Genomic DNA, 26,388 nt, shown 5'->3' on the forward strand with positions numbered 1-26,388 from the left:
GACGAGAGCGCGGCGGCCGATGTCTACGGCCGCGCGCGACCACCCCGTGAACTCGCCGCGGATTCTGAGCCCCGATCGGTATGCTCGGGGCATGACCATGCGCGCCATCATCGTAGAAGCCGCCGGCGGGGCCGACCGCCTCGAGTACTCCGAGACCGGTGACCCGCGCCCGGGCACGGGCGAGCTCCTGGTCGAGACCGCCGCCGTCGGCCTCAACTTCATCGAGACCTATCAGCGCTCGGGCGCCTACGCGGTCGACTACCCATTCACTCCCGGCGCCGAAGCCAGCGGCACCGTCGTCGAGGTCGGAGAGGGGGTCATCGGGTTCGCAGTGGGCGACCTCGTCGCCACGGCCGAGGGGCGCGGGACATACGCCGAGCGCTTCATCGTCGCTGCGGAGAAGGCGATACGGGTGCCTGACGGCATCGAGGCCGAGGTCGCGGCGGCCCTGCCGCTGCAGGGGCTCACCGCCCACTACCTCGCGACTTCGGCCGCGAGCCCGCAGGATGGCGATACGGTGCTCGTGCACGCGGGTGCCGGCGGCGTCGGGCTGCTGCTCACCCAGCTGCTCGCCGCGCGGGGCGTGCGCGTCATCACCACCGCCTCGAACTCCGAGAAGCGCGAACTCAGCTTCGCGGCGGGCGCGAGCGAAGCCCTCGACTACGGAATGTTCTCGGAGAAGGTGCGCGCGCTGACCGGCGGCGAGGGCGTCGCGGTCGTCTACGACGGCGTCGGGCTCACCACCTTCGACGAGTCGCTGGCCTCGCTCCGCGTGCGCGGCGAGCTGGTCCTCTTCGGCGCCGCGAGCGGCCCCGTACCCCCGTTCGACCTGCAGCGCCTGGCGGCGGGCGGATCCCTGTCGGTCACACGGCCCACCATCGGCAGCTTCCTGCGCACCGCCGAGGAGCGCGCCTGGCGCTACCAGGAGCTCTTCGACGCCCTGGCGGCAGGCACGCTCGATGTGCGCATCGGTGCCCGCTTCGATCTCGCCCGCGCCGATGAGGCGCATCGCGCGCTCGAGGGGCGCGGCACGGCCGGCAAGGTGGTGCTCGTTCCGTAACGAGGCGAGCAGATCATGGACCTCCAGGGAACGAGCGCGCTCGTCACGGGTGCGGCGTCCGGTCTCGGGGCGGCGGTCGCCCGCGCACTCGCCGATCAGGGCGTCGCGGTACTCGGCCTCGACCTGGCCGCGGCGATCGACAGCGTCGAGAACGCTCCCGCGGGTGTGCGCTACGCCGCCGTCGACGTCACGGAGGAGCACCCGGTCGAGGAGGCCGTCGCATCGCTCGTACCGGGGCCGCCGCTGCGACTGGCCGTGAACTGCGCAGGGATCGCCCCCGCACGTCGCCTGCTGTCCTCGCGCGGCGTGCACGACCTCGCGACCTTCAGGCGCACGCTCGACATCAACCTGATCGGCACCTTCAATGTGATGCGGCTGGCGAGCGCGCGCATGGCCGATCAGCCTCCGGTCGACGACGACGGTCAGCGCGGGCTCATCGTGAACACGGCATCTGTCGCCGCCTACGAAGGGCAGAGCGGCCAGGTGGCGTATGCCGCGTCGAAGGGCGGCGTCGTGGCGATGGGGCTCGCAGCGGCGCGCGACCTCGCCCGGCACGGCATCCGCGTCAACACCATCGCTCCGGGCGTCGTGGCGACCCCGATGCTGGGCGCTCTGAACGACGAGACGGTCCGGTCGCTCGAGGCGGCGGTGCCGTTCCCCTCGCGCCTTGCACGGCCCGACGAGTTCGCGAAACTCGTGCTCATGCTCGCCGAGCAGGACTACGTGAACGGCGAGACGGTGCGCCTCGACGGTGCGCTGCGCATGGGGCCGCAGTAGCGACCGGCGATCACGGCACCGCGCCTCGCTGTGCTCCGTTCGCTGCGGCTGTGGCCGCACCGTGCCGTGGCCTCAACGCTTCGCGTTGCTGCTCACGGCACCGCGCCTCGCTATGCTCCGTGCGCTGCGGCTGTGGCCGCACCGTGCCGTGGCCTCAACGCTTCGCGTTGCTGCTCACGGCACGCGGCGGATCCACTCCTCGGTCGAGAACTTCTGCTCGACGAGGCGCTCGGCGGCATCCCACTCGCCTTCGGTGACCGAGCCCATCACGCCGCCGTGGCGCTGTGTGAAGACCTCGATGAGCTTCTCGATGATCGCCTCCCGGCTGAGACCGGTCTGGCTGCGCAGCGGGTCGACGCGCTTCTGCGCGCTCGCGGTGCCCTTGTCCGAGAGTTTCTCGCGGCCGATGCGCAGCACCTGCGCCATCACCTCCGTGTCCATGTCGTAGGCCATGGTGACGTGGTGCAGCACCGCTCCCGAGCCGAGGCGCTTCTGCGCGGCACCGCCGATCTTGCCGTGCGGGCTGGTGATGTCGTTGAGCGGCTTGTACTGGGCGTCGATGCCGAGCGCCTGCAGCGCTTCGAGCACCCACTCGTCGAGGTACGCGTACGAGTCGGCGAAGCTCATGCCGCGCACGAGCTCGCCCGGCACGTAGAGGGCGTAGGTGATGCAGCCCTGCGGCTCCATGTACATCGCGCCACCGCCCGAGATTCGGCGCACGATCCGGGCGTCGTGCGCGGCGGCCTGCTCCTCGTCGACCTCGTTCTTGACCGACTGGAAGCTGCCGATGAAGACGGCGGGCTCGGTCCACTCCCAGATGCGCATGGTCGGGCCGCGCAGCCCCTCGCCGACTGCGGCGGTGAGCACCTCGTCGAGGGCGGCGTTGAGGCGGGGAGCGACGGGCGGTTCGTGCACGATCTGCCAGTCGTAGTCGCGCCAGTGCGCGGCACCCGTGACGGCGCGGCGGATCGCGACGCCGACCGATTCGGGCGTGAACCCGAGCAGGTGCACCTCGCTCGGCAGTGCCGACTGGATGGCGGTGCCGAACTCCTCGATCGTGTTGTTCGGGCTGAGCCCCACGACGGCGGCGTCGATGCAGCCGAGCGCGTCGTCGGGTTCGAGGAAGAAGTCGCCCGAGAGCCTGAAATCGTCGATCTTGCCGTCGACGAGCTCGAAATCGACGACGACCAGCTTGCCGCCGGGAACCTTGTACTCACCGTGCATGCTCATGCACACAGAATACGCCAAGCGATGCGCGGCGGGCAGCGGCGCCAGTACTTCGGCTCTCACCCGAACTTCGGAGCGAAACCCCGGAAAATCTCCGAAATACGGGTGAGAGCCGAAGTTCGGGTGGGCCGGGCCGCTGCGGATGCGCCGACAGGCCGCCAGGCAGGCGCCTACGCGACGCGCTCGAGCATCCAGGTCGTGATGTCGGCGAACACCTCATCGCGGACGGTCTCGTTGATCAGCTCGTGGCGAGCGTCCGGATAGATCTTCAGCGAGACGTCGCGCACTCCGCGCGCCCGGTAGGCGTCGGCGAGCAGCTGCAGTCCGTCGCCGCGGCTCAGCGGGTCGTCGGAGCCCGAGACGATGAGGATTGGCACCTCCGGCGCGAGGCCCGCGCCGGGCTTGCCGTAGAGGCGCAGCCCGTCGGCGACCCCGAAGTGCTTCAGCACGTCGCCCGCGAAGCAGAGCGGATCGGCGATGAACGCTTCGGCGGTCGCAGGGTCGCGGCTCAGCCACTCGAAGCCGTTCGCGGCCGGGCCCGCCCAGCGCGCGTTGAGCGGGCCGCTCTCGAGATGCTTGAAGGTGCGGTAGGCGCTGCCCGACAGCACGACGGCGTCCCAGGCGCGCGGGTGCTCGTTCAGCAGCCGCTGGGTCATGAGCGACCCCCACGAGTGGCCGAACATGATCACGGGGAGGCCCGGGTGGCGATCCCTGACGATGCCCGTGAGCTGCAGGATCGCGGCCTCGGTCGCGCGCAGACCGCCGGGGCCGAGCCTGCCGAGCTTCGCCAGGTCGCCGCCGTGCTGCCTGCGGCCGGTCTCGCCGTGCCCGCGGTGGTCGTCGGCGTAGACGGCGAAGCCCGCCGCGGCGAGCGCTTCGGCGAAGGCGGTGTAGCGCTTCGCGTGCTCGCCGATGCCGTGCGCGATCTGCACGACGCCCACGGGCTCCGCGGGCTCCCACCGGTAGGCGACGATGTCGACGCCCTCGGCGTCGGTGGTGACGAACTCTTCGCGCTCGGTGCTCATGCCCTCATTCTGCCGTTCGCGGCTGGGCGGCGCCAGGGCGGGCGGCGGTGCGGCACCGGGCTCTCGCCCGGGCTCGCGAGCGACCGGTCGTCGGGCTATTTCTGCTTGACGCTCGGCATATCGCCGACGCCCCAGCCGTAGGCGAGCTTGTGCGCCTTCAGTACGAAGAACGACTCGGTGTGCACGACGCCGGGAATCTTCTGCAGCGTGCCGAACATGAGGTCGGTGTAGTGCTCGATGTCGCGGCAGACGACCTCGACCATGACGTCGAAGCTGCCGCTGGTGAGTACCACGTAGCTCGTCTCGGGCAGTTCGGTGAGGGCCTCGCAGACCTGTGGGGCGAGGCCCGCGTCGCAGGTGATGCCGATCAGCGCGAGCCGGTCGAAGCCGATGTTCAGCGGGTTCGCGATGCCGACGATCTGGAAGAGCCCGCTGTCCTGCAGGCGCTGCACCCGGTAGCGCACGGAGGAGGCGGACATGTCGAGCTCCTGGGCGAGCACGCTGAACGGCGTACGGCCGTCGATCTGGAGGGCGGCGATCAGCTTGCGGTCGATCTCGTCGAGATCGATGTGCGCGACGGCCTGTTCGCGGTCGTTCAAGGGCGGCTCCTTCGCTCTTCGTTGAGCCCCATTCTAGGGAGGAAAGAAGCGGGGCCCCGCACGTCGTGCAGGGCCCCGCCGGGTACGTCGACCTGCGATTACTCGCCGAGGTGGATCACGCTGGTGCGCAGATCGGTCATGTCGTACAGGGTGTGGACGCCGCCGATGCGGCCCCAGCCGGTGCCCTTGCCGCCGGCGCCGCCGAACGGCATGTTGATGTCCCACCAGCCGTTCGACTCGTTGAGCAGCACCTGGCCGGTCTCGAGCTCGTCGAGGAAGCGGAAACCGCGGTCGAGATCGCGGGTGAACACGGCCGACTGCAGACCGAGCGAGTCGGCGTTGGCGATGCGCAGTGCGTCGTCGTCGTCCTGTGCGGTGAGGATCGGCAGCACGGGGCCGAACGACTCCTCGCGCGACAGCAGCGACTCTTCGCTGACGCCGTCGACGATGGTGAAGTCGTAGTAGAGGTTCGTCGCGTGGCCTTCGGCGCGACCGCCGCCGAGCAGCACGTCGAAGCCGAGCTTCCGGGCCTCCGCCATGTGGCGGTCCATCTTCGCGGCGACGCCCTCGTTGTTCAGCGGGCCGAGGTTGACCGACTCGTCGAACGGGTTGCCGATCTTGACGGTCTTCGAGTACTCGAGGGCGGCCTCGAGGAAGGCGTCGTGGGCGGCGCGGTGCACGATGACGCGCTCGGTCGCGCAGCAGACCTGGCCGGCGCAGTAGAACGCCGAGTCGACCGCGGCCTTGGCGGCGCGCTGCATGTTCGCGTCTTCGAGCACGACGACGGGGCCGTTGCCCGAGCACTCCATGACCGAGCGCTTGAGGCCGGCGGTCGCCTGGATCTTCGCGCCGGTCGCCGACGAGCCGATGAAGCCGATGGCGTGGATGCCGGGGTGCGCGACGAGCTTCGAGCCGAAGTCGCCCTCGCCCGGGAGGATGTTGACGAGGCCCTCGGGGAGGCCGGCCTCGGCGAGGTACTCCATCGCCTTCAGCACGGTGAGCGAGGTGTGGGTCGGCGGCTTCACGACGAGCGCGTTGCCGGTCGCGAGGCCCGGGGCCGCGAACTCGGTGAACATGAGCAGCGGGAAGTTCCAGGGCGTGATGATGGCCCAGGTGCCGACCGCTTCGCGGCGGGTGAACATGCGCTTCTGCGGGTCGGTCGAGGGGATCGTCTCGCCGTTCAGGCGCAGCGCGTCCTCGGCGTGCAGGTGGAAGAGCTGCGCGGCCTCGGTGATGTCGGCGCGGGACTCCGTGAGGGGCTTGCCCTGCTCGAGCGTCTGCAGCAGTGCGAGCTCTTCGATGTGCTGGCCGAGCGTATCGCCGATGCGGTGGCAGATCTCGGCGCGCTTCGCGACGCCGATGCGGCGCCAGTCGCGCTGGGCGCGGTTCGCGGCTGCGACGGCGCGGTCGAGGTCGTCGCTCGTCGGGACGGGGAGCGACGCGATGTGCTCGCCGGTCGCCGGGCTGACGATATCGAAGCGCTCGCTGCCGGTGCCGTCGGTGTAGGCGCCGTCGATAAAGAGCTGAGTCGTCGGGGTGGGAATCGAGTGCGTCGCTGACATGTCGCGCGTCTCCTGTCTTCGTTGACCTTCTGTGGGGTGTCCATCTCTGGGTGATGCCACCATAACCCGATTGCTGCTGAATTGACAACATTAATGGTGATTTTGTAGCTGATGTAATAGCATTCGTGGAGTCAACCTTGTTGAATCTGCAATTTATCGGCGTCAGTCGTTGCGAATTCCGCTAACCCGGTGCGAAGCGCGGACGCCTCCATCGGTGGAGACGAAGCGGGCTCGGCCCGCGGCAGCACCGAAGCGCAGAGCGGATCAGCAGTAGTTCCGAAGGAGAACCGCAGTGCAGCAGCGACCGACGCTTTTTGAGACAGCCGAGAAGAAGGCGGATTTCGGCAGGGCCGAAGCGGCTCTCGCTGACGCGAAGCGGGTGCCGTTCTGGCTCGACGACCTCGGCCACCCCGCCGACGCACCGGCGCTCGAACGGAGCACGGAGACCGACCTGCTCGTCGTCGGCGGCGGCTACGCGGGCCTGTGGACGGCCCTGCGCTCGAAGGAGCGCTACCCCGACCGCGACGTCGTCGTGATCGAGGCGGAGCGCGTCGCGTGGGCGGCGTCGGGCCGCAACGGCGGCTTCTGCGAGCCGAGCCTCACGCACGGCCGCTCGAACGCCGACATCCACCTCCCGAAGGAGAAGGAACTGCTCGAGCGGCTCGGCGAGGAGAACCTCGAGGGCCTCCTCGAGACGATCGAGCGCTACGGCATCGACTGCGACATCCGCCCGCACGGCGTCATCAAGCTCGCGACCGAGCCCCACCAGGTGCAGAGCCTCCAGAAGCTCGCCGCCTCCGATAGTACCGTGAAGATGCTCGAGGGCGACGCGCTGCAGGAGCAGGTGCGCACCCCGGCCGCGCTCGCGGGCGGCTGGGCGACCGCCGAGGGCGTCGTGCTGAATCCCGTCGCGCTCGCGCGCGGCCTCTACGACGCCTGCGTGAAGCTCGGCGTGCGCGTCTACGAGCACACCCCCGCGACCGACATCGAAGAGATCGGCGCCGGCCGCGGCGTCATCGTCTCGACCCCGCGCGTGCGTATCACGGCGCGCCACGTCGCCCTCGCGACGAACGGCTTCACACCGCTCCTGCGCCGCAACCGCCTGCACACCGTGCCGGTCTACGACTACGCGATCGTCACCGAACCGCTCACCGCCGAGCAGCGCGAGAGCCTCGGCTGGCAGCTCGAGCAGGGCCTCACGACGATGAACAGCCGCTTCCACTACTTCCGCCTGCTCACCGACGCCGAGGGCCGCACGCGCATCCTCTTCGGCGGCTACGACGCGCTCTACCACTTCGGCCGCAAGATCAAGCCGCAGTACGACGTCAGCGAGCCGACGTTCCGCAGGCTCGTCGTGCACCTCGAGACGGTCTTCCCGCAGCTGACAGGCATCAAGGTCACGCACGCCTGGGGCGGGATGATCGACACCTGCAGCCGGTTCTTCTCGTTCTTCACCCGCGCCTACCACGGCCAGGTCGTGTCGGTGCTCGGCTTCACGGGCCTCGGCGTCGCGGCGACGCGCTTCGCGGGCGACGTGATGCTCGACCTCTTGAACGGCGTCGACAACGAGCGCACCCGCTCGAAGCTCGTGCGCTCGCAGCCGATCCCGTTCCCGCCCGAGCCCTTCGTCTGGCCTGCGATCACGTTCACCTCGCTGATGATGGCCCGCGCCGATCGCCGGGGCGGCAAGCAGGGGCTGTGGCTGTGGCTGCTCGGCAAGCTCAAGATGGGCTTCGATTCGTGATCTCGCGCGGCGCTCGTGCCAATCTGTTCCTCGGATGCGCGATCGTCGCCGAAGTGATCGCGACGGTGAGCCTGAAGGCGGTCATGCACGCGCCGTGGCTCGTGATCGTGGTGGGCGCGGGCTACGCCGCTGCGTTCTGGCTCCTCGCGCTGACGCTGCGCAACGGCAAGGGGATCGGCGTCGCCTACGGCATCTGGGGCGCCTCGGGCGTCGTGCTGACCGCGCTCGCGTCGTGGGCGCTCTTCGACGAGCGCATCACGCCGCTCATGGGCGCGGGCTTCGCGCTCATCGCAGCTGGCGTCATCGTGGTCGAAGTCGGCTCGGAGGTGCATCAGCGCCGGCTCAGCCGGCCCGGCCGGGGCATCCCGACGTGATCGGGGCGTATCTCGCGCTCGGCGGCGCGATCGGCGTCGAGGTCGCCGCGACCCTGGCGCTCAGGCACTCCGACGGGTTCCGCAAGCGCCGCTGGATCGCGCCCGTCATCGCGGGCTACGTCCTCTCGTACGCGCTGCTCTTCGTGTCGCTCTCGCACGGCATGCCGCTCGGCGTCGCCTACGGCATCTGGGCGGCGTGCGGCGTCGCGCTCACGGCGCTCCTCGCGCGGAAGCTCTTCGAGGAGCCGCTGACCCTGCTGATGGGCATCGGCATCGCGCTCATGATCAGCGGGGTCGTGCTCGTCGAACTCGGCTGACATCGGTCTCGCCGATCCCTGCAGGGATCCCTGACGACGCGCGCGAGCGCACAACGCAGCGGGCCCCGCCGGTCGAAACCGACGGGGCCCGCTGCGTGCTGTCGCGCCGCCTACGCCTGCGTGGCGACGGCCGCCGCGTTCGCGGTGCTGCGGCGGGTGTCCTTGCCGAACATCGGGATGATGAAGTTCAAGAGCAGCGTGGCCACGACCATGGCGATGAAGCCGGATGTGTACTCGCTGGTCGCATCCTTCACCGCGCCCATGACGTACGGGTAGACGAAGCCGCCGACGATGAAGCCGATGCCGAGCACGAAGCCGTTGACCGCGCCGGCCTTGCCCGCGGGCACCGAGTCGGCGGCGAGCGCCAGCGCGACCGGCATGCCCGTGTAGACGCCGAGGCCGACGACGGGCAGCAGGATGGCGACGAGCGCGTAGTTGCCGCTCGCGAGGAAGGTGGTGAGCAGCGCCATCGAGACGGTCATCACGCCGCCGGCCGCGATGATGAGCGCCTTGCGGCGGTTCATGCGGTCCGAGATCAGGCCGAAGAGGATCGACGGGATGATGCCGAAGATCACGTAGAGCGACGCGAGCAGACCGGCGAGGGTCGGGTTCCAGCCCGCCTCCTCGATGAGGATCGTGGGCATCCAGACCGCGACGATCGCGAAGATGCCCCACTCGCCGATGAAGAAGAGCGACGCGACGAGTACGTTGCGGCTGAAGAGCCAGCTGAGCGTCGAGCGGCCGGAGTCATCGGCCTCGACTGCGACGGCGGGCTCGTCGACCGGCGCATCCTTCAGGAAGACGGCGGCGATGACGAAGACGACCGCGAGGAAGACGCCGCCGATGACGGAGCCGGTGCGCCAGCCGAACGCGGTGAGCACGATGGCGAAGGCGTAGAGCGAGAGGTACGAGCCGATGCCGTCGGAGGTGAACATGACGCCGAGCGCGATACCGCTCTTGCGCTCGCGCTCGAACCAGTTGATGGCCATCGTGTACGGGCCGACGAACAGCAGGCCGACGCCGAGACCGCTGATGGCGCGGCCGAGCATGAGCAGGGTGTAGTCGGGGGCCCAAGCGAACATCAGCTGGCCGACGAGGGCCGCGATGATGCCGATGAGGATGATCTTCTTGATGCCCACGCGGTCGCCGATGACACCGGCGAAGGGCAGGATCAGGCCGCCGACGAGCGCCGTGATCGAGCCGAGCAGACCTGCCTGGGCGTTGGAGAGCGTGAATTCGTCGAGGATGTCGAGCAGGCTGACGCTCCAGCCGATGTACGGGATGAAGCATGCGATGAGGACCAGGTAGGACAGTCCCAGCATCACCCACTTCGTCGAGGGGTTCGTGGATTGCATGTGCACGTAACTTTCTGTCTCAGCGCCGAGAGGCCATCGCTCGCATTCACGTCGTAGTGCATGCTCGAGTCGACGGCAAAACCGCAGTGAACTTTGTGGTTTACGCAAAAAGATACACGCATTTGTGATTGATTGCTAGCGATATGCCGCAGGGCCTTGCGCATTGCGCGAATCATCGTCGCCGATTTCTGCGCCGGGCGCCCGGATACACTCGGGAGCATGACCGATCTCGTCGTGACACTTCCGACCGACCCCGGCCTGCGCGAGAGCCTGGCGCATGTGGAAGGCGTCGTCTTCGAGACCTGGGATCTCGAGGGGCCGCCGCCCGTCGACCGAGCGGACATCGTGGTGCCGGCGTATTGGGGCGGAGCGCGCCGACTCGCGCGCCTCGCAGAGCTCGACGTGCGCCTGGTGCAGTGGCAGTCGATCGGGTACAACGGCGTCGAGCGCTACCTGCCCGAGGGGCTGCCGTTCGCGAATGCCGCCACGGTGCACGAGACGTCGACCGCCGAGCTCGCTCTCGCACTGACGCTCGCCTCGCAGCGCGGCCTCGCGGAGTTCGTGCGCGCTGGCGACGCGGGCAGCTGGCAGCTGCGGTCGTTCCCGAGTCTCGCCGACCGCCGTGTGCTGATCGTCGGCTACGGCGGCGTCGGCAAAGCGATCGAGGCGCGCCTCGCCGGCTTCGAGGCCTCGGTCTCCCGGCTCGCCCGCACCGCGCGCGACGAGCAGAACCTCGCGGGCGATACGGTGCACGTGCACGGCTTCGCCGAGCTGCACGAGCGGCTGGCCGAGGCCGACATCGTCGTCCTCGGCGTCCCGCTGACCGACGATACGCGCCACCTCATCGACGCGGCGGCGCTCGCCGCCCTGCCCGACGGCGCGCTCGTCGTGAACGTCGCGCGCGGCCCGGTCGTCGACACCGAGGCGCTGATGGTCGAGCTGAACCGGGGTCGCCTGCGCGCGGCGCTCGACGTGACCGACCCCGAGCCGCTGCCGGCGGAGCATCCGCTCTGGTCGTGCCCGGGCACGATCATCACGCCGCACGTCGGCGGCGACTCGTCGGCGATGCTGCCGCGCATGTCGGCCCTCATCGAGCGCCAGATCGAGGCGCTGCGCGAAGGGCGCGCGCCCGAGAACATCATGCTCGGCGGCTGAGGGGGTATCGCACCGCAGCTCGGCGGCGCCCGTTGCGCGCTGCTGTTCCGCCATCATTGATGCCGATCCGGTACCGAGGTACCATTCTGGTATGGCTATGACGGTGCGACTCCCCGAAGAACTCGACGCGCAGCTCGAGGCGGTGGCCCGCGCCCGGCACACCTCGAAGCACGCGCTCATCATCGAGGCCGCGAGCCGCTTCCTCACGCAGGAGGCGAAGACGGAGCTTGCCGTCAACATCGCCGCGGAAGTGGCGGAGGAATACTCCGAACTCCTGGCTATGCTCGAGGACGCGTAGATGCTGTATCTCGAGCTTCCGCAGGCACTGGGTGTCGCGCAAAGTCTCGGGTTCCACGTGCGCGACCGTGGGCTGCTCGCCTCGGCCCTGGCGCGACCGGCAGCATCGATGTTCGGCGAAGACGCATATGAATCGCTCGAGTTGAAAGCGGCGGCGATGTTCTCCTCGCTCGCACAGAACCACGCGCTCTTCGACGGGAACAAGCGTTTCTCCTGGATCATGACGGCGACCTTCCTCGCGATGAACAGATACAAGCTCACCATGGCGAACGACGAGGCCTTCGACTTCGTGCTCGCCGTCGCCCAGTCGAAGCTCGAGCTCGACGAGATCGCGGCGGTCATCGCCGCGCACGTGACGCCCACCCCGTGAACCGGCGCCCGAGCCGACCGGATCCGCGAGTCTCGGCGATCCCTGTATATCTCGACGGGCCGCGCGTGCACCGCGAGTAGACTGGAGACTCGCGCGCCGCCGCTTCGCGGTGCGGGCGCGCACCGTCCCAAGATCCCCGCTTGCACCTTGGAGTGAAACAGAAACATGGCTGAGCAGTCCCGCCTCGATAAGGTCATCGCCCTCGCCCGCCACCGCGGCTTCGTCTTCCAGGCCGGTGAGATCTACGGCGGCTCCCGCTCCGCCTGGGATTACGGCCCCCTCGGCACCGCGCTGAAGGAGAACATCAAGCGCCAGTGGTGGAAGGCGATGGTGCAGAAGCGCGACGACGTCGTCGGCATCGACTCGAGCGTCATCCTGCCGAAGCAGGTGTGGGAGGCCTCGGGCCACGTCGAGGTCTTCAGCGACCCGCTCGTCGAGTGCCTCAGCTGCCACAAGCGCCAGCGCGAAGACCACCTCATCGAGGCGTTCGAGGAGAAGAAGGGCCGCGCCCCCGAGGGCGGCCTCGCCGAGATCGTCTGCACCAACTGCGGCACTCGCGGCCAGTGGACCGAGCCCCGCGCCTTCTCGGGCCTGCTCAAGACCTTCCTCGGCCCCGTCGACGACGAGGCCGGCCTGCACTACCTGCGCCCCGAGACGGCGCAGGGCATCTTCGTGAACTTCGCGAACGTGCTGCAGTCGGCGCGCATGAAGCCCCCGTTCGGCATCGGCCAGATCGGCAAGAGCTTCCGCAACGAGATCACTCCCGGCAACTTCATCTTCCGCACCCGCGAGTTCGAGCAGATGGAGATGGAGTTCTTCGTCGAGCCCGGCACCGACGAACAGTGGCAGGAGTACTGGATGCAGGAGCGCTGGAACTGGTACGTCGGGCTCGGCATCGACCCCGAGAACCTGCGCTTCTACGACCACCCGAAGGAGAAGCTGTCGCACTACTCGAAGCGCACCGCCGACATCGAGTACCGCTTCGGCTTCACCGGCAGCGAGTGGGGCGAGCTCGAGGGCATCGCGAACCGCACCGACTTCGACCTGTCGACGCATTCGAAGCACTCGGGCAAGGATCTGAGCTTCTTCGACCAGAACAAGGACGAGCGCTACACGCCGTACGTGATCGAGCCTGCCGCGGGCCTCACCCGCTCGCTCATGGCGTTCCTCGTCGACGCCTACCGCGAGGAGGAGGTGCCGAACGCGAAGGGCGGCACCGACAAGCGCACCGTGCTCGGTCTCGACGCCCGCCTGGCCCCCGTCAAGGCCGCCGTGCTGCCGCTGAGCCGCAACGAGAAGCTGTCGCCGCTCGCCCGCGAACTCGCCGCCGACCTGCGCGACGACTGGAACATCGATTTCGACGACGCCGGCGCCATCGGCCGCCGCTACCGTCGACAGGACGAGATCGGCACCCCGTTCTGCATCACCGTCGACTTCGACTCGCTCGACGACGACGCGGTGACCGTGCGCGAACGCGACTCGATGCAGCAGGAGCGCGTGCCGGTCTCGGGCCTGCACGCCTACCTCGCCGAGCGGCTGCGCGGCTCCTAAGCGTCGCACGTACCGATGAGCGAACCGCAGACTCCGCCGCCCGGGTGGGCGTGGGCCCAGCAGGCCCCGCCCGCCGCGGTCATGCAGGTCGGCCCCGTCGAGACGGAGCCGCTCGAATACCATCGCCTGCTGCGCGGCGCCCCGCGCTACCGGTGGTGGAAGCCGCTCCTCGCGCTCATCATCGGCTTCTTCTACTTCCTCACCCTCTCGATCGTCGTCGGGCTCGTCGTGGGCATCCCGGCGATGATGATGTCGGGCGTCGACCTCTCCGACCCGGCCGCTCTCCAGGACTTCATCGCGGGCCTGGCGCTGCCCGATACGCAGAACCCGGCGTCGATCCTGCTGGGCCTCGGGTCGGTGGCGGTGATGCTCCCGGCGACGATGCTCGCGATGATGAGCGTCGGGCTGAAGCCGTGGACCCGCATCTGGTCGGTCGCGCTGCGCATCCGCTGGCGCTGGATCGGCCGCACGGTGCTGCCCGCCGTCATCGCGCTGTTCGTGATGAACGGGCTCGGCATCATGCTCGAGCTCGTGCTGACGGGCTTCGGCGGGGAGGCGCCTGCCGAAGCGCCGGCCGGCGCGTACGACCCGAGTCTCGCGCTCTGGTCGATGCTGTTCGTGCTGCTGCTCGTGCCGATCCAGTCCACGGCCGAAGAGGTCGTCTTCCGCGGGGCGTTCATGCAGTCGCTCGGCGCCTGGCTCGGCGGTGCGCGCGGCCAGGGATCGTTCGCGCGCTTCGCGCGCGGGCCGTGGATCCCGGTGATCGTGCCGGCGCTGCTCTTCGGCTTCGCGCACATCTACGACATCTGGGGATGGCTGTCGGTGGTGGCCCTGGCGATCGTCGCGGGTTGGCTCGCCTGGCGCACGGGCGGGCTCGAGGCCGCGATCACCCTGCACGTGGTGAACAACCTCGTGGCGTTCGGGCTCATGGCGACGGGGGTCGCCGGGCCGACCGGTCAGACCGAGAGCACCGGCGGGCCGGGCGCCGCGGCGGGTTCGATCATCGGGCTGCTGCTCTTCGCCTGGTGGGTCGACCGCGATTTCAGGCGCAACGACGGCCGCCGCTCGCGCATCGACCGTATCGAAGCGCCGATGACCGTCACCGCGGGGGAACGCGCAGATGGTTGAGGTCCGCATCCACGGCGATAGCCTGAGCGCATGCGCCGTCGCCTTCGAGCTGGCCGAAGTCGGCCTCGACGTGCGCGTGCTGCTGCCGGCCGCGGGCGCCGCGGGCAGCGGGCACTGGCCCGACGGGCCCGTCGCCGACGCCGACGGCGCGATCGCGACGCTGCTCGACCGCATCGCAGCCCCGATCTCGGCGGGCGGCACCGAACTGCACGGGGTGCGCCCCGTGCAGGTGCCTCCCGGCCCCGTATTCATGCGGGATGCGCGCGGGGCCTGGTCGCGCGTGCCCGAGCCCGCCGTGCTGGGCATCCCCGCCGTGCCGGTCTCCGCCGACTCCCTCGCCTTCCTCCCGACCGGCGCCGCGTTCCGCGCCTACCTCGACCGGGTGAAGCCGCTGCTGACCGTCGGCAAGACCCACGAGCTCGGCAAGCTGGTGCGCAGCCGCTTCGGCGACGGTCTCTTCGAGCGCCTCGTCGCACCGCTGGTGCGCGAGCGCTTCGGCACCGTCGATGTGGAAGTCGCGATCGCGGCCCCGGGTCTCAACGAGACGTTCTCGCGGGCGGGCTCGCTCTCGGCCGCCGTGCTCGCGTACTCCGAGCGCCACGCGCGCCAGGAGACCCGTGTGGCCCCGGCCGACGGCTGGCAGGCCGCGCGCGAGCTCATCATGGAGCGGCTCGGCCACTACGGCGTCGAGTTCGCGCCCTCCGCAGAGGCGGCCGAAGACGTCGTCGTGGTCGATGCCGGGCTCGACGCGCTCTCGAGCGCTGCGAACGGTGCGGAGGCCGGGATGCCCCCCGAGATCGTCGAAGCCCTGCACGCGCTCCGACCCCGCCGACTGCGGGCGCGAGCGCGGGCGCTCGTCGCGCAGGCGGGCGGGGTGGATCGCGGCTTCGCCGGAGTGCTCGACGAACCGGGCGCCGAGGCCGTGCTCGAGGTCGACGCGCCGAACGGCGATCTCTGGTCGGTGCGGGTCGCGGCAGCAGGCGATGGAGCGCTCGAGGCACGGCTCGCGGGCCCGGCGACGTCGGAGCCCGGCGACGCGCTCGCCGACGCGCGGGCCGCGCTTGCGGCGTCGGGTCTCGTCGCGGAGGCGCAGCTCGTGGCCGAGGTGCGCGCCGCGCCATTCGTATCGCTGGCCGAGCGGGACACTGCTCGGGCCCTGCTGGGCGCCGAGCGGCGGGCGAACGGCGAGCTGCTCGTCGTCGGCGAAGCGCTGCACGGCGGCGACCTCGCTGCCGCCGTGGCCGATGCCGTCGCCGAGGCGATCGCGCTGCGGCGCAGATTGCTCGGCATCTCCGAATGAGGCGCCGGCCTGCGGGCGCCGCGGGCGGGCGAGTAGGGTAGTCGCAAGAACGAACATCGCCATCGGCGAGGAGGTTTCATGAAGGGCAAAGTCGCATTCGTGCTCGGAGCGGCCGTCGGGTACGTGCTCGGCACGCGCGCGGGGCGCGAACGCTACGAGCAGATCAAGCGCGGTGCCAAGGCGGTCTGGGGCACGCCTCCGGTGCAGCGCGGCGTCGCCGCGGTGCGCGGCGCGGCGCAGACCCGCATCGACCAGGTGAAGGGCGCGGCCCTGCAGGCCGGCAAGAACCTCATCGGCGGCGGCCGCACCGGCAACGGCGCGACGGGCGGAGACGGCGCTGCGAGCGGAGCGGGGCCCGCGAACCCGGGCGGTGGCCTGTGAGTCGCAAGAAGGATCAGGCCGGCACCTTCGAACTGCTGGCCCGGCTGCCGCAGCAGATCGTCACGCTCGCGAAGGTCGAGTACGAGAACGCCAAGCGCGAGATCCTGGTGAAGGCCAAGAAGGCCGGCATCGGGGCCGGCGCGATCGTGATCGCGCTGTTCTTCGTCTTCTTCATGCTTGAAGCGCTCGTCATCGCCGCCATCGCGGCGCTCGCGCTCGTCTGGCCGTGGTGGCTCGCGGCCCTCGTCGTCGCGCTCGGGCTGCTGCTGCTCGCCGCCGCCTCGATCCTGGTCGGGGTGTACTTCATCAAGCGCGGCAACCCGGTACCCGAGGACACGCTCGATCGGGTCGGCGATGACATCTCCGCGATCAGCGAGGTGCGCATCAACGCGGATACGTCGGCATCACGGCTGCCGCACCCGGGCGGAGAGGGGAACTGGCGATGACCGCGGAGGAGAAGCAGCGGGGGATCGCGCAGGCAGCGCAGGCCCGCGCCGAGCTTTACGACACGCTCGGGCAGCTCGAGGATCGTCTGAACTACGCGCAGCGCATCGACGACGCCATCGCGGACACCCGCCGCGGCATCGCCCGCAGCAGGCGCGAGAAGCCGCTCGCCTTCGCCGCGGGTGCGGTCGGCGCCGCCGCAGCGGTCGGCCTCGTCGTCTGGGGAGTCGCGACGGCGGTCATGAGGCGCCTGTGACGGGCCGCCTCGCGGGTCACAGTTCAGCCACGTTCCGGCCGCGACGGGCTCTGGTTTTGCGTCGACGCGCAAGCAGGGTAAGAATAGGTGGAGCCGGGTAGGAACCCGGATCTTCGTGGTTTCCGAAACATGCAGATGCATCGGGGGTTGCAAGTGTTCGAGTATCGAGTGAGTGGGGTATATGTCCGCTGAGTCGAAGCCGCTCTGCGGCTTGCGTGTGCTCGTACCGCGCGGCGGCACGTGGGGCGACCTCGTGTCCAAGGCTCTGCGCGACAAGGGAGCGCAGACGGTCATCGCCCCCCTGGTCGACTTCGCTCACACGAGCGAGGAGGACAAGCTCGTCCACGCCCTCAAGGATCTCGAGGAGGGGCGGTTCGACTGGCTGACCGCCACGAGCTCCACGGTCGCCGATGTGCTGCAGCACCACAACGCGGTCATCCACTCCGACACGAAGGTCGCGCTCGTCGGCGAGGCCACGGCGCTCGCCTTCCGCGATGCCGGCTACAAGATCACCCGCACCCCCGAGGGCGACGAGAACACGACGCACGCCCTGCTCGAGCAGTGGAGCGAGATCGATTCGGGCGAGGTGCTGCGCGTGCTGACGCTGCGCTCGGACGTGGCGACGCCGGTGCTCACGACCGGGCTGATCGATCGCGGCCACGACGTGACCCCGGTGCTCGCGTTCCGCACCGTGGGCGTGCCCGCCTCGGTGCACATCCGCGAGGACGTCGAATCGGGCCGCATCAACGCGGTGCTGGTCGCCTCGCCGAAGATCGCGCACGAGGTCGCCGAGCAGTTCCCGACGCTCCCCGAGAGCACGCTGATCTTCTGCGTCGGCGTGAACGCCCGCAAAACGGCCCTCGAACTCGGGCTGCCCCTCGAAGCCGACGACCCGGCCCACCGCCTCTACGACCTCAAGCGCTCGCTGATCGAGACCGTCGAGGCGGTCATCGATCAGAGCGACACGCTCGACTAGGCGGGAAACGCGCATGGCCCGCATCGAGGTGCACGAGGATCGCGTGATCATCCGGCTCACGGCGTCGGAGCAGCTCCTCGCGCTGCGCCGCAAGGACGTCGTGCTCGACCGCGCCGCGATCGCGTCGGCGATCATCACCGACGACCCGCGCATCTGGATCCGCGGCGTGCGCGCTCCGGGCGCCCGCGTGCCCGGAGGCCTCGCGATCGGTACGTGGCGCGGCTCGGCCGGCCGCGATTTCATCGCAGTGCGCGCGGGCCGCGACGCCGTCGTGCTCGATTTCGAGGATGCGCCGCGGCGCGAGGGCTTCGACGACTTCTCGCGCGTCGTCATCTCGACTTCGCACGCGGCCGAGCTCGTGCGCGCGCTGCGCATCGACGGCGACGGGGCCGCGGTCTACAGCGATTGAACCGCGGCCGCGGGCCTCAGTCGCGCACGAGGAGGAGATCCTCGACCACGATGCGCTCGCGGGGAGCGGTCTCGCGCTCGCGCAGCTTCTCGGGGAGCTGGTCTAGCGACCCCATCGTGCCGATCGCGGTGATCGAGATCGGCTTCAGGCGCTCGTCGAGGCCGAAGTCCGCGATGATGCGCTCGCGCTCGAACCCGCCCATCTGGTGGGTGAAGTAGCCCTCGCTGTGCGCCTGCACGCTGAAGTGCGCGACCGCCTGGCCGAGGTCGTACTCCGCCCAGGTGCGTGGGTTGCCCTCCGGGTCGACGACCTCGGCGATGTTCACGACGAGCGCGGCGGCCGAACCGGCCCACGCCTGGTTGAAGCCCATCAGCGCGCTCTCGATCTTCGCGAAGCTCTCGCTGCCGCGGCGGGCGAGGATGAATCGCCAGGGCTGAGTGTTGTTCGCGCTCGGGGCCCAGCGCGCCGCCTCGAAGATGCTGCGCAGCGCGTTCTCGCGGAACGTGTGGTCGGTGTCGAAGGCGCGGGGGCTCCAACGCTCGGCGAGCGCATCGATGACGGGGGCGCTGGTCTGGGCTGCGCGGGGGTTCATTCGTTCTCCTCGAGAAAATTCTGCGGCGGTGCGTCGTGCACGGCCGCAGAGTCCAACGCGGCCCGTCACCACGCTATTCCCGTGCGCGGCATCCGGTGCGCCCCGCCGTAAGTCAGCGTAATAGCCACGCGATGACGGCGATCACCGGCAATGATGCGAAGGTCGTCAGGAAGACGGTGTCGCGCACCATGGTCTCGGCCCTGCGATAGGTCGCAGCGTAGTTGTAAATGTTCTGCGCGGTGGGCAGCGCGGCGATGATGGTGGCCGCGAACACCTCGTGCTCCGAGATGCCGAACGACCGGGCGAGCATCCAGGCGAGGGCGGGCATGACGAGCAGCTTGAGCGTCGACGCCGTGAAGACGGCCGCGCGCCCGGTGCCGGGCTGCAGCGTGCGCTGGCCGTGCAGCGAGGCGCCGAAGCTCAGCAGGATCATGGGGATCGACGCCGCGCCGAGCAGATCGATCGGGCCCATGGCGATCTCGGGCACGTCGAAGCCGGCCAGGGCGACGCCGAGCCCGAGCAGCGACGCGATGATGATCGGGTTCGAGAACGTGCGGCCGAGCGCGAACCAGAGCCCTCGCGAGCCGCCCCGGCTGCCCTCGAGGATCGTGATGATCACCGGCGAGAACACGATGAGCTGCACCAGGATCAGCGGCGCGACGTACGCGGCGTCCCCGAGGATGTACATCGCGACCGGCAGCCCGAGGTTGTTCGAGTTGACGTAGCCGGATGTCGCGGCGCCGAGCGTCGTCTCCGCGGCCGTGCGCGGGAACCGTAGCCGGGAGGCGACGAGGTAGAGCGCCGCGCAGACGACCGCGGCGCAGGTCGTCACGACGATCACGGGGGAGAAGCTGACCGATGGCTCGCTGCGCGCGAGCACGGCGAACAGCAGTGCCGGGGTCGCGACGAAGAAGGCGACGTCGTTCAGCACGCGCCGCTGCTCGCCGACCACGACGCCGACGCGCGCCGCTATGTACCCCGCGGCGATCACTCCGAGGATCAGCGCGAAGCCCTGCAGCACCCCGAGCATCGCTCAGCCCTCGCCCTGCGCGACGGCGAGGTCGAGCGTCGACGCGACGGCGAATGCCGCCGACGCCTCCTCGGCGATGATGCGCGAGAGCGCGTCGAGCACCGGCGAGCGCAGATTCCAGCGCTGCCAGTACAGGGGGATCGAGACCTGGGCGTTCCGGTCGAGCAGCGTGAGACGGCCGCTCGCGATGAGGTCGCGGCACTGCAGCGCGGGCAGCATCCCCCAGCCCATGCCGAGCTCGACCGCTGCCGCGAACTCGGCGGAGGAGGGGATGAAGTGCCGCGGCGGGTCGATGCGCGCCCGCGTGCGGCGCCGGATGAAGCGCTGCTGGAACATGTCGTGCCGGTCGAACTCGAGCAGCGGCGCGGCCGCGAGGGCGTCCGCCGTGAGCCCGTGCGGGAAATGGGTCGCGGCGAAATCTGCCGATGCGACGGCGTAGTAGCGGTCCGATCCGAGCCGCGTCGATGTGCAGCCGGGCACCGCCTCGGCGGTCGCTGTGAGCGCCGCCATCGCCTCGCCGCTGCGCAGCCGCGCCGTCGAGACGGTCTCGTCGGCGCGCATGACCTCGAACCGGGCCCCCGTCTCGCGCGCCGCACGAGCGAGGGCGGGCACGAACCAGGTGGCGAGCGAATCGGCGTTCACGACGAGCGGGATCAGCGATCCGCCAGTCGACCCGGCCCCGAGCTCCTCCGCGAGGTCGTCGGCGACGCGGGCGAGCTGCCGCGCTGCGCGCAGTACGGCGGCGCCAGCTTCCGTGACCTCGACGGGGCGCGTGCGCTTGAGCAGCACCGAGCCGACGCGCTGCTCGAGCGCGCGCACGCGCTGGCTCACCGCCGACGGGGTGACGTGGAGACGGCGGGCGGCGCCCTCGAAGCTGCCCTCCTCGATGATCGCGGCGAACGTCGGCAGGTGTTCGACCGGTAGCCCCATGCGATCTCCTTCTGAAGTATCTCTTATGCTACTTCAGAATCTGTAGTGGCTCTCAAGTAGCACCGGGGCCCCGCGAGGCCGTAACGTCGTTCTCGTGATCCTCCCCATTCTCATCGGCCTCGGCAGCGGGCTGTCCCTCATCATGGCGATCGGCGCGCAGAACGCCTTCGTGCTGCGCCAGGGCATCCGTCGTGAGTACGTGCTCCCGGTCGTGCTGATCTGCGGCCTCACCGATGCGCTGCTCGAGACCCTCGGCGTCGCCGGCATCGGCTTCGTCGTGCAGCGCGCGCCGATCCTCCTCGAGGTCGTGCGCTGGGGCGGCGTCGCCTTCCTGCTCTGGTACGCGTTCACGGCCGCTCGGCGCGCCATGCGGCCCGAAGCGCTGATCGCCGGCACGGGCTCCGCCGGTTCGCTGAAGAAGACCGTGCTCGCCTGCCTCGCCATCACCTGGCTCAACCCGCACGTGTACCTCGACACGATGGTGCTGATGGGGTCGATCGGCAACGCGCAGGGCGACCCCGCGCGCTGGTGGTTCGTGCTCGGCGGCGCGTTCGCCAGCATCGCCTGGTTCTTCGTGCTCGGCTACGGTGCCAGACTGCTCACGCGCTTCTTCGCGACGCCGCGGTCGTGGCAGGTGCTCGACTGGGTGGTGGCGGTCGTCATGCTCGTCATCGCCGCCCGCCTCGCCCTCGGCGGCGTCGGCGGTTGACAAGGAGGTACTGCCCTGAAACGGCGGTCGTCGAGTACACTCCGAACATGGACTTCAACGCAGATGACCGCAGATTCTTGGACCTCGCAATCGAACAGGCGCAGATCGGATGGGAGGAGGGGGGCGTGCCGATCGGGGCGGCGCTCGTCCGGTTCGGTGCGAACGGCCCCGAAGTCGTAGCGGTCGGCCGGAATCGCCGCGTGCAGATGGACAGCGCGACTCGGCACGGCGAGACCGATTGCCTCGAGACTGCGGGGCGGTTGCCGGCCAGCGTCTACCGCGAGTGCACACTGTATACGACGCTATCGCCGTGCACCATGTGTGCGGGCACCGCTATCCTCTACGAGATTCCACGTATCGTCATCGGCGAGAACCGCAGCTTCGAGGTGTCGGAGGAATGGTTGGCATCGAACGGCGTCGAACTCGTCGTCGCAGACGACGAGGAGTGCCTCGACCTCATGAACCGCATGATGACCGAGCGCCCCGAGATCTGGGCAGAGGACATCGGCGTCGACACCGACGATCTCGGCACCGCCGCGGCAGGGGTCAAGCGGTGACCGACCCCGCCGCTGCGTTCGAGGCAGAACGCAAGAGCCGGTCGAGCGAGCCCGTCGTCGACCCCGACTACCCGGTGACGCCGGTGCCGTCGCACGCGAAGAAGTCGTTCTTCTCGCTCATGGTGGTGCTGCTCGGCTTCACCATCTTCACGCCGACGATGCTCGCCGGCGCGCAGCTCGGCGGAGAGTTCGGTCTCAACGAGCTGATGGTCATCATCGCCGTGGGCTCCGTGATCCTCGGCGGCTACGTCGCCCTGATCGGCTGGATCGGAGCCAAGACCGGCCTGACCACCGTCGTGATGGCGCGCTTCACCCTCGGCGATCGCGGTTCGAAGCTCGCGTCGCTGCTGCTCGGCGGCACGCAGATCGGCTGGTACGGCGTCGTCATCGGCGAGATCGGCACGCTCACGGCCGCGGCGTTCGGATGGGAGTCGTTCGCCGCGAAGGCCGCGGTCATGATCATAACGAGCGCGCTCATGTGCGCGACCGCGTGCTACGGCTACCACGGCATGTACTGGGTGTCGCTGATCTCGACCCCGCTCATCCTGATCCTCGCATTCTGGGTCATGTTCCGTGCCTTCTCGCACGGCGGCGGCTGGGGCGCGATCGCCGAGCTCGACCCGAACGGCACCATGAGCATCGCGACGGGCATCACGATCGTCGTCGGCACGTTCATCTCGGCCGGCTCGCAGGCGCCGAACTGGACCCGCTTCGCGAAGACCGGCACGCAGGCCGTGATCGCCTGCCTCGTCGGCTTCCTCATCGGCAACGCGCTCATGATCTTCTTCGGCGCGATCGGCTCGATCACCTTCGGCGTAAGCGACTTCGTGCAGGTGCTCTTCCAGCTCGGCATGGTCGGCTGGGGCCTGTTCCTGCTCTTCGGCAACCTCTGGAAGTCGAACGCCGATACCGCGTACGCGTTCGGCGTCGCGGGCGCCGAGATGTTCGAGAAGCCGACGAAGATCCCGTTCGTCATCGGCGGCTCGATCATCGGCACCGTGCTCGCGCTCATCGGCATCGCCGACTACCTGCCGCAGTACCTCGGCCTGCTCGGCACCTTCATCCCGCCGCTCGGCGGCGTCATCATCGGCGACTACTTCGCGCGCTGGCGCCGCACGCAGATGCCCATCGACGAGCCGCTGCCGCACTTCAACTGGGCGAACCTCGCGATCTACGTCGTCGCGTGCGTGCTCGCCTGGTTCGCGGGGGCCTTCGAAATTGGCATCCCGCCCGTCATCGGCGTGCTGTCGGCCGGAGTGCTCGCCGTCGTGTGCGCCCGGCTGAGCCCCCGCCGCGCATCGGCGTAGCGGCGCAGGCGACACACGCAGAAGAAGGGGTGGGCCGGGAATTCCCGGCCCACCCCTTCTGCTTCCGCAGATGACTACTTGATCATCGGGATGTTGAAGATGAACGGCGGCTTCTGGCCCGTGCGGTAGGCCTCGCCGGCCTTCGCTGCGGCCATGATGTGGAAGACGAACAGCACGATGCCGCCGAGAACGGCGACGACCCACCCGATGTACGGGATGATGCCGACGAGGCCCACGATCACGCGCAGCAGCGCGAAGTTCAGATTGTCGCGGTGGAAGGCGTACGCCTGCTGGTTGCCCTTGTCCTTCTCGATGAGGAAGAAGATCAGCGCCGGGATCCAGGTGAAGAACACCGACAGCCAGTAGTTCAGCGTGATGGTGCTGACAGGGTCCGAGGCGGGAGCCTGCTGGTAGCCGCCCGCGGGCTGCGAGTAGCCCTGCTGGGGCGGAGCCTGGTAGCCCTGCTGCGGCGGGGCCTGATAACCGGGTGCGGGCGGAGCCTGCGGGCCGCTGTCGGCCGGGGCCGCAGGAGCGGCCGGTGGCACGGGGGCTGCGGGCGCGGGCGGTTCTGCGCCGTCGGCGGAGCCGGGCAGGTGGGGGTCTTCCGGCGGCAGAGTCGTCATGTTGGCCTCCTTGATCGTGGGACGGTCGTACCCATGACGTTACTGCACTGCGCGATATCGCGAAAGGCAGCGCGGCCCGGGCCGGCGCCGCGACCGGCTCAGAAGACGTCGGGGCTCGGCGCCGAGGAGTGCTGGATGTGCACGTCGGCGTGGCGGTCGAACCGGTAGCCGACGCCGCGCACCGTGCGCACGATGTCCTGGTACTGGGCGAGCTTCACGCGCAGGCGGCGCACGTGCACATCGATGGTGCGCTCGTTCGGCACCTCTTCGAGGGGCGCGTCGGCCCAGAGCCCGGCGACCAGCTGGTCGCGGCTCACGGTCTGCCCCTCGCGCAGCACGAGGAACTGCAGCAGCTCGAACTCGCGGAAGGTGAGCGCGGCGGGCACGTTGTCGAGCAGTACGCGCTTGCGCGACAGGTCGAGGGTGACGCCGCTCGCGGCGCGATCCTGCGACTCGGCCTCGTTCTGCTTCTGGCGGGCCTGCGCGGCGGGGTCGCCGAGCGCGAGGCGCACGACCTCGACGTCGCGGCCGCCGGTGCCCTCCGGCGCGAGGGCGACGGCGGCGTAGGTCTCGGCAGCGGGGGCGAGCTGGGCGACGAGCTGCTTCAACTGGCTGACGATCGCGCCGAGCTTCGGGTCGCCCTCGGCGATCTTCTCGTCGGCGAGGCCCACGTAGAGGGCGAAGCCGCGCACCTCGGTGCCCTCGGGCACGTGGCGCTCGGAGGTCGGACGCGCGGGTGCCGCGGCGGTGAGGTCGGGTCGTGCTGCCTGGATGGTGGTGGCGTTCATGATGATGCTTCCTTGCAAATGCTGTCGGTGCGGGCCGGCCGCGGAACGGGCCGGCGTTGCGTGCAAGCTCTGCGGGCCGGTGCGGCGGTTCGCTTGCGGTGGATGCCCGTGACGGGCGCGTGGCTCGGATCGAACCCGATGGTTCGATGCAACGCGCGCAGAATTCGAGTTCTGCAGTCAGTGCGCGCTGCGCATGAGCATTCGACAGCACATCACCTCGCGACCGGCCATCATCATGCCGGTCGTCCCAAAGTTCACCTCGAAGGCGGACTGGGTGCGGGTGTTCTCATGCATAACGCCAAGTTAAGCAAAACATTGCGCAGTGTGTCAAGGTCGGAATATTCCGACGGGACCCCCGCCGCGTCACACGGCGTCACACTGCGGTGCGCGGCACGACGCGGGCGGGTCGGCTCAGTGGTCGATGGTGCCGTAGAGGCGGTCGCCGGCGTCGCCGAGACCCGGAACGATGTAGGCGTTCTCGTCGAGACCCTCGTCGAGCGCGCCGAGTACCAGCGTCATATTGCGGTCGCCCACGGCCTCGCGGATCGCCTCGACGCCCTCGGGCGTGCCGAGGATGCAGATGGCGGTGACGTCGTCGGCGCCGCGCGAGAAGAGGAAGTCGATGGCGGCGGCGAGCGAACCGCCGGTCGCGAGCATCGGGTCGAGCACGAAGCACTGGCGGCCCGAGAGCGAGTCGGGCAGGCGCTCGGCGTAGGTCGTCGGCTCGTGCGTCTCCTCATCGCGGATCATGCCGAGGAACCCGACCTCGGCGGTCGGCACGAGCTTCACCATGCCCTCGAGCATGCCGAGGCCGGCGCGGATGATCGGCACGATGAGGGGCAGCGGCTCGGTGAGGCGCACGCCCGTCGTCGGCGAGACGGGGGTCTCGATCTCGATCGGCTCGACGCGCACCTCGCGGGTCGCCTCGTAGGCGAGCAGCGTCATCAGCTCCTCGACGAGCAGTCGGAAGGTCGGCTGCGGCGTGTTCTTATCGCGCAGCACCGTCAGCTTGTGGGTGATGAGGGGGTGGTCCGCTACGAAAAGGCGCATGGAACTATCATATTGGCGTGTCGACGATCCCTCCATCCTCAGCCGAAGAAGCCGCGATGGGGCGCGCCCTCGACGAGGCGCGGCGAGCGGCGGCGAGCGGCGAGATCCCGGTCGGGGCGATCGTGCTCGGCCCGGGCGGCGAGCTGATCGGTACCGGGCGCAACGCGCGCGAGGCCGACAGGGATCCCACGGCCCACGCCGAGGTCGTCGCCATCAGGCGGGCCGCGGCGTCGCTCGGAGACCGCGTGCTCGACGGCTGCACGCTCGTCGTGACGCTCGAGCCGTGCGTCATGTGCGCGGGCGTCATCCTCGCGGCCCGCGTGCCGCGCATCGTGTTCGGCGCGTGGGATGAGAAGGCGGGCGCCGTCGGCAGCGTCTACGATCTGCTGCGCGACGGCCGGCTGCCGCACCCGGTGCCCGAGGTCGTGACCGGGGTGCGGCAGGCGGAGTGCGCCGAGCTGCTGCGCGAGTTCTTCGCCGAGCGCCGCTGAACCC

The 26,388-nt window shown here is 69.7% G+C and carries 31 protein-coding genes; 20 read left to right on the top strand and 11 right to left on the bottom strand.

What is annotated here, in order from left to right; translation table 11 throughout:
* Window positions 1-97: 97 nt before the first annotated feature.
* Together NHL51_RS08220 and NHL51_RS08225 are read left to right on the top strand one after the other, a co-directional pair.
* Window positions 98-1,060 (top strand): quinone oxidoreductase family protein, encoded by a 963-nt coding sequence (locus NHL51_RS08220; protein ID WP_434143203.1) that lies wholly within the window; start codon window positions 98-100, stop codon window positions 1,058-1,060.
* A gap of 15 nt (window positions 1,061-1,075) precedes the next feature.
* Window positions 1,076-1,837 (top strand): SDR family oxidoreductase, encoded by a 762-nt coding sequence (locus tag NHL51_RS08225; RefSeq protein WP_434143004.1) that lies wholly within the window; start codon window positions 1,076-1,078, stop codon window positions 1,835-1,837.
* Between the two features lie 174 nt (window positions 1,838-2,011).
* On the opposite strand, the gene NHL51_RS08230 is transcribed toward NHL51_RS08225, so the two are convergent.
* The 4 genes from NHL51_RS08230 to NHL51_RS08245 all read right to left on the bottom strand — a co-directional run bounded on the left by NHL51_RS08230 (window position 2,012) and on the right by NHL51_RS08245 (window position 6,250).
* On the bottom strand, window positions 2,012-3,061 hold the full coding sequence (locus NHL51_RS08230) for a lipoate--protein ligase family protein (RefSeq protein ID WP_434143204.1): 1,050 nt from the start codon (window positions 3,059-3,061) through the stop codon (window positions 2,012-2,014).
* A 173-nt stretch (window positions 3,062-3,234) separates the two neighbouring features.
* The gene (locus tag NHL51_RS08235; protein ID WP_434143005.1) at window positions 3,235-4,089 is read right to left on the bottom strand and encodes an alpha/beta hydrolase; all 855 of its coding nucleotides are present in this window, start codon (window positions 4,087-4,089) and stop codon (window positions 3,235-3,237) included.
* A 95-nt stretch (window positions 4,090-4,184) separates the two neighbouring features.
* Window positions 4,185-4,688: an Lrp/AsnC family transcriptional regulator gene (locus NHL51_RS08240; RefSeq protein WP_434143006.1), complete on the bottom strand. Its 504-nt coding sequence runs from the start codon at window positions 4,686-4,688 to the stop codon at window positions 4,185-4,187.
* Between the two features lie 98 nt (window positions 4,689-4,786).
* Window positions 4,787-6,250 carry an aldehyde dehydrogenase family protein gene (locus tag NHL51_RS08245; RefSeq protein WP_434143007.1) on the bottom strand — a complete coding sequence of 488 codons (1,464 nt, stop codon included), beginning with the start codon at window positions 6,248-6,250 and terminating at the stop codon, window positions 4,787-4,789.
* Window positions 6,251-6,542: 292 nt separating this feature from the next.
* Between NHL51_RS08245 and NHL51_RS08250 the strand changes: the two genes are divergently transcribed.
* From NHL51_RS08250 to NHL51_RS08260, 3 genes are read left to right on the top strand one after another with little or no spacing between them, the layout of a single operon-like run.
* The gene (locus NHL51_RS08250; protein ID WP_434143008.1) at window positions 6,543-7,994 is read left to right on the top strand and encodes an NAD(P)/FAD-dependent oxidoreductase; all 1,452 of its coding nucleotides are present in this window, start codon (window positions 6,543-6,545) and stop codon (window positions 7,992-7,994) included.
* A complete protein-coding gene (locus NHL51_RS08255; protein WP_434143009.1) occupies window positions 7,991-8,368 on the top strand; it encodes a DMT family transporter in 378 nt (125 codons plus the stop codon). The genes NHL51_RS08250 and NHL51_RS08255 overlap by 4 nt, the downstream gene beginning before the upstream one ends.
* Complete coding sequence (locus NHL51_RS08260; RefSeq protein ID WP_434143010.1) at window positions 8,365-8,685, top strand: DMT family transporter; 321 nt, start codon at window positions 8,365-8,367, stop codon at window positions 8,683-8,685. Before NHL51_RS08255 ends, NHL51_RS08260 begins: the two co-directional genes overlap by 4 nt.
* Before the next feature lie 110 nt (window positions 8,686-8,795).
* Here the strand turns inward: NHL51_RS08260 and NHL51_RS08265 are convergent, their stop codons facing one another.
* Window positions 8,796-10,040: an MFS transporter gene (locus tag NHL51_RS08265; protein ID WP_434143011.1), complete on the bottom strand. Its 1,245-nt coding sequence runs from the start codon at window positions 10,038-10,040 to the stop codon at window positions 8,796-8,798.
* 219 nt (window positions 10,041-10,259) lie between these two features.
* Between NHL51_RS08265 and NHL51_RS08270 the strand changes: the two genes are divergently transcribed.
* The 11 genes from NHL51_RS08270 to NHL51_RS08320 all read left to right on the top strand — a co-directional run bounded on the left by NHL51_RS08270 (window position 10,260) and on the right by NHL51_RS08320 (window position 18,307).
* Entirely contained in the window at window positions 10,260-11,195 is a 936-nt protein-coding gene (locus NHL51_RS08270; RefSeq protein ID WP_434143012.1) for an NAD(P)-dependent oxidoreductase, read from the top strand.
* Window positions 11,196-11,286: 91 nt separating this feature from the next.
* Window positions 11,287-11,493: a ribbon-helix-helix protein, CopG family gene (locus NHL51_RS08275; RefSeq protein ID WP_434143013.1), complete on the top strand. Its 207-nt coding sequence runs from the start codon at window positions 11,287-11,289 to the stop codon at window positions 11,491-11,493.
* On the top strand, window positions 11,494-11,862 hold the full coding sequence (locus NHL51_RS08280; RefSeq protein WP_434143014.1) for a type II toxin-antitoxin system death-on-curing family toxin: 369 nt from the start codon (window positions 11,494-11,496) through the stop codon (window positions 11,860-11,862).
* A 165-nt stretch (window positions 11,863-12,027) separates the two neighbouring features.
* The gene (locus tag NHL51_RS08285) at window positions 12,028-13,413 is read left to right on the top strand and encodes a glycine--tRNA ligase (protein WP_434143015.1); all 1,386 of its coding nucleotides are present in this window, start codon (window positions 12,028-12,030) and stop codon (window positions 13,411-13,413) included.
* Window positions 13,414-13,428: 15 nt separating this feature from the next.
* Entirely contained in the window at window positions 13,429-14,541 is a 1,113-nt protein-coding gene (locus NHL51_RS08290; RefSeq protein ID WP_434143016.1) for a lysostaphin resistance A-like protein, read from the top strand.
* Entirely contained in the window at window positions 14,534-15,841 is a 1,308-nt protein-coding gene (locus NHL51_RS08295) for a hypothetical protein (protein ID WP_434143017.1), read from the top strand. The genes NHL51_RS08290 and NHL51_RS08295 overlap by 8 nt, the downstream gene beginning before the upstream one ends.
* Window positions 15,842-15,919: 78 nt before the next feature.
* Complete coding sequence (locus NHL51_RS08300) at window positions 15,920-16,222, top strand: YtxH domain-containing protein (protein ID WP_434143018.1); 303 nt, start codon at window positions 15,920-15,922, stop codon at window positions 16,220-16,222.
* Window positions 16,219-16,668 (top strand): phage holin family protein, encoded by a 450-nt coding sequence (locus tag NHL51_RS08305; RefSeq protein WP_434143019.1) that lies wholly within the window; start codon window positions 16,219-16,221, stop codon window positions 16,666-16,668. The genes NHL51_RS08300 and NHL51_RS08305 overlap by 4 nt, the downstream gene beginning before the upstream one ends.
* Window positions 16,665-16,922: a DUF3618 domain-containing protein gene (locus tag NHL51_RS08310; protein ID WP_434143020.1), complete on the top strand. Its 258-nt coding sequence runs from the start codon at window positions 16,665-16,667 to the stop codon at window positions 16,920-16,922. Before NHL51_RS08305 ends, NHL51_RS08310 begins: the two co-directional genes overlap by 4 nt.
* A 181-nt stretch (window positions 16,923-17,103) precedes the next feature.
* Entirely contained in the window at window positions 17,104-17,898 is a 795-nt protein-coding gene (locus tag NHL51_RS08315) for a uroporphyrinogen-III synthase (RefSeq protein WP_434143021.1), read from the top strand.
* Window positions 17,899-17,911: 13 nt separating this feature from the next.
* Window positions 17,912-18,307 carry a hypothetical protein gene (locus NHL51_RS08320; RefSeq protein WP_434143022.1) on the top strand — a complete coding sequence of 132 codons (396 nt, stop codon included), beginning with the start codon at window positions 17,912-17,914 and terminating at the stop codon, window positions 18,305-18,307.
* A 16-nt stretch (window positions 18,308-18,323) separates the two neighbouring features.
* On the opposite strand, the gene NHL51_RS08325 is transcribed toward NHL51_RS08320, so the two are convergent.
* The 3 genes from NHL51_RS08325 to NHL51_RS08335 all read right to left on the bottom strand — a co-directional run bounded on the left by NHL51_RS08325 (window position 18,324) and on the right by NHL51_RS08335 (window position 20,859).
* Window positions 18,324-18,899 carry a nitroreductase family protein gene (locus NHL51_RS08325; RefSeq protein ID WP_434143023.1) on the bottom strand — a complete coding sequence of 192 codons (576 nt, stop codon included), beginning with the start codon at window positions 18,897-18,899 and terminating at the stop codon, window positions 18,324-18,326.
* Between the two features lie 112 nt (window positions 18,900-19,011).
* Window positions 19,012-19,929 (bottom strand): AEC family transporter, encoded by a 918-nt coding sequence (locus NHL51_RS08330; RefSeq protein ID WP_434143024.1) that lies wholly within the window; start codon window positions 19,927-19,929, stop codon window positions 19,012-19,014.
* Between the two features lie 3 nt (window positions 19,930-19,932).
* Window positions 19,933-20,859 (bottom strand): LysR family transcriptional regulator ArgP, encoded by a 927-nt coding sequence (locus NHL51_RS08335; protein ID WP_434143025.1) that lies wholly within the window; start codon window positions 20,857-20,859, stop codon window positions 19,933-19,935.
* Between the two features lie 94 nt (window positions 20,860-20,953).
* Here NHL51_RS08335 and NHL51_RS08340 point away from each other — a divergent pair, with 94 nt between their 5' ends.
* Genes NHL51_RS08340 through codB form a run of 3 tightly spaced genes read left to right on the top strand, consistent with a single transcriptional unit; the run spans window position 20,954 to window position 23,432 of the window.
* Window positions 20,954-21,568 carry a LysE/ArgO family amino acid transporter gene (locus NHL51_RS08340; RefSeq protein ID WP_434143026.1) on the top strand — a complete coding sequence of 205 codons (615 nt, stop codon included), beginning with the start codon at window positions 20,954-20,956 and terminating at the stop codon, window positions 21,566-21,568.
* Between the two features lie 47 nt (window positions 21,569-21,615).
* Window positions 21,616-22,125 carry a nucleoside deaminase gene (locus NHL51_RS08345; protein ID WP_434143027.1) on the top strand — a complete coding sequence of 170 codons (510 nt, stop codon included), beginning with the start codon at window positions 21,616-21,618 and terminating at the stop codon, window positions 22,123-22,125.
* A complete protein-coding gene (gene codB / locus NHL51_RS08350) occupies window positions 22,122-23,432 on the top strand; it encodes a cytosine permease (RefSeq protein ID WP_434143028.1) in 1,311 nt (436 codons plus the stop codon). The genes NHL51_RS08345 and codB overlap by 4 nt, the downstream gene beginning before the upstream one ends.
* 74 nt (window positions 23,433-23,506) lie before the next feature.
* Here the strand turns inward: codB and NHL51_RS08355 are convergent, their stop codons facing one another.
* The 3 genes from NHL51_RS08355 to upp form a co-directional block, all read right to left on the bottom strand.
* On the bottom strand, window positions 23,507-24,055 hold the full coding sequence (locus NHL51_RS08355) for a DUF4870 domain-containing protein (RefSeq protein WP_434143029.1): 549 nt from the start codon (window positions 24,053-24,055) through the stop codon (window positions 23,507-23,509).
* 98 nt (window positions 24,056-24,153) lie between these two features.
* Window positions 24,154-24,843 carry a winged helix-turn-helix domain-containing protein gene (locus tag NHL51_RS08360; RefSeq protein WP_434143030.1) on the bottom strand — a complete coding sequence of 230 codons (690 nt, stop codon included), beginning with the start codon at window positions 24,841-24,843 and terminating at the stop codon, window positions 24,154-24,156.
* Between the two features lie 411 nt (window positions 24,844-25,254).
* Window positions 25,255-25,893, bottom strand: coding sequence for a uracil phosphoribosyltransferase (gene upp, locus NHL51_RS08365; protein ID WP_434143031.1), 639 nt, complete (start codon window positions 25,891-25,893; stop codon window positions 25,255-25,257).
* 17 nt (window positions 25,894-25,910) lie between these two features.
* On the opposite strand from upp, the gene NHL51_RS08370 reads away from it, so the two are divergent.
* A complete protein-coding gene (locus NHL51_RS08370) occupies window positions 25,911-26,384 on the top strand; it encodes a nucleoside deaminase (protein ID WP_434143032.1) in 474 nt (157 codons plus the stop codon).
* Window positions 26,385-26,388: the final 4 nt, after the last annotated feature.

It is taken from the genome of Leucobacter sp. gxy201 (genome assembly GCF_051043335.1).
Taxonomy (GTDB): Bacteria; Actinomycetota; Actinomycetes; order Actinomycetales; family Microbacteriaceae; genus Leucobacter.

What these genes read in the sequence shown, in the direction of transcription:
- NHL51_RS08360 (WP_434143030.1), bottom strand. Translation starts at nt 24,843, where the DNA reads ATGAACGCCACCACCATCCAGGCAGCACGACCCGACCTCACCGCCGCG.
- NHL51_RS08235 (WP_434143005.1), bottom strand. Translation starts at nt 4,089, where the DNA reads ATGAGCACCGAGCGCGAAGAGTTCGTCACCACCGACGCCGAGGGCGTC.
- NHL51_RS08225 (WP_434143004.1), top strand. Translation starts at nt 1,076, where the DNA reads ATGGACCTCCAGGGAACGAGCGCGCTCGTCACGGGTGCGGCGTCCGGT.
- NHL51_RS08265 (WP_434143011.1), bottom strand. Translation starts at nt 10,040, where the DNA reads ATGCAATCCACGAACCCCTCGACGAAGTGGGTGATGCTGGGACTGTCC.
- NHL51_RS08335 (WP_434143025.1), bottom strand. Translation starts at nt 20,859, where the DNA reads ATGGGGCTACCGGTCGAACACCTGCCGACGTTCGCCGCGATCATCGAG.
- NHL51_RS08280 (WP_434143014.1), top strand. Translation starts at nt 11,494, where the DNA reads ATGCTGTATCTCGAGCTTCCGCAGGCACTGGGTGTCGCGCAAAGTCTC.
- NHL51_RS08245 (WP_434143007.1), bottom strand. Translation starts at nt 6,250, where the DNA reads ATGTCAGCGACGCACTCGATTCCCACCCCGACGACTCAGCTCTTTATC.
- NHL51_RS08270 (WP_434143012.1), top strand. Translation starts at nt 10,260, where the DNA reads ATGACCGATCTCGTCGTGACACTTCCGACCGACCCCGGCCTGCGCGAG.
- NHL51_RS08300 (WP_434143018.1), top strand. Translation starts at nt 15,920, where the DNA reads ATGAAGGGCAAAGTCGCATTCGTGCTCGGAGCGGCCGTCGGGTACGTG.
- NHL51_RS08320 (WP_434143022.1), top strand. Translation starts at nt 17,912, where the DNA reads ATGGCCCGCATCGAGGTGCACGAGGATCGCGTGATCATCCGGCTCACG.
- NHL51_RS08295 (WP_434143017.1), top strand. Translation starts at nt 14,534, where the DNA reads ATGGTTGAGGTCCGCATCCACGGCGATAGCCTGAGCGCATGCGCCGTC.
- NHL51_RS08345 (WP_434143027.1), top strand. Translation starts at nt 21,616, where the DNA reads ATGGACTTCAACGCAGATGACCGCAGATTCTTGGACCTCGCAATCGAA.
- NHL51_RS08315 (WP_434143021.1), top strand. Translation starts at nt 17,104, where the DNA reads ATGTCCGCTGAGTCGAAGCCGCTCTGCGGCTTGCGTGTGCTCGTACCG.
- NHL51_RS08325 (WP_434143023.1), bottom strand. Translation starts at nt 18,899, where the DNA reads ATGAACCCCCGCGCAGCCCAGACCAGCGCCCCCGTCATCGATGCGCTC.
- NHL51_RS08220 (WP_434143203.1), top strand. Translation starts at nt 98, where the DNA reads ATGCGCGCCATCATCGTAGAAGCCGCCGGCGGGGCCGACCGCCTCGAG.
- NHL51_RS08330 (WP_434143024.1), bottom strand. Translation starts at nt 19,929, where the DNA reads ATGCTCGGGGTGCTGCAGGGCTTCGCGCTGATCCTCGGAGTGATCGCC.
- NHL51_RS08230 (WP_434143204.1), bottom strand. Translation starts at nt 3,061, where the DNA reads ATGCACGGTGAGTACAAGGTTCCCGGCGGCAAGCTGGTCGTCGTCGAT.
- NHL51_RS08290 (WP_434143016.1), top strand. Translation starts at nt 13,429, where the DNA reads ATGAGCGAACCGCAGACTCCGCCGCCCGGGTGGGCGTGGGCCCAGCAG.
- NHL51_RS08275 (WP_434143013.1), top strand. Translation starts at nt 11,287, where the DNA reads ATGGCTATGACGGTGCGACTCCCCGAAGAACTCGACGCGCAGCTCGAG.
- NHL51_RS08285 (WP_434143015.1), top strand. Translation starts at nt 12,028, where the DNA reads ATGGCTGAGCAGTCCCGCCTCGATAAGGTCATCGCCCTCGCCCGCCAC.
- upp (WP_434143031.1), bottom strand. Translation starts at nt 25,893, where the DNA reads ATGCGCCTTTTCGTAGCGGACCACCCCCTCATCACCCACAAGCTGACG.
- NHL51_RS08355 (WP_434143029.1), bottom strand. Translation starts at nt 24,055, where the DNA reads ATGACGACTCTGCCGCCGGAAGACCCCCACCTGCCCGGCTCCGCCGAC.
- NHL51_RS08310 (WP_434143020.1), top strand. Translation starts at nt 16,665, where the DNA reads ATGACCGCGGAGGAGAAGCAGCGGGGGATCGCGCAGGCAGCGCAGGCC.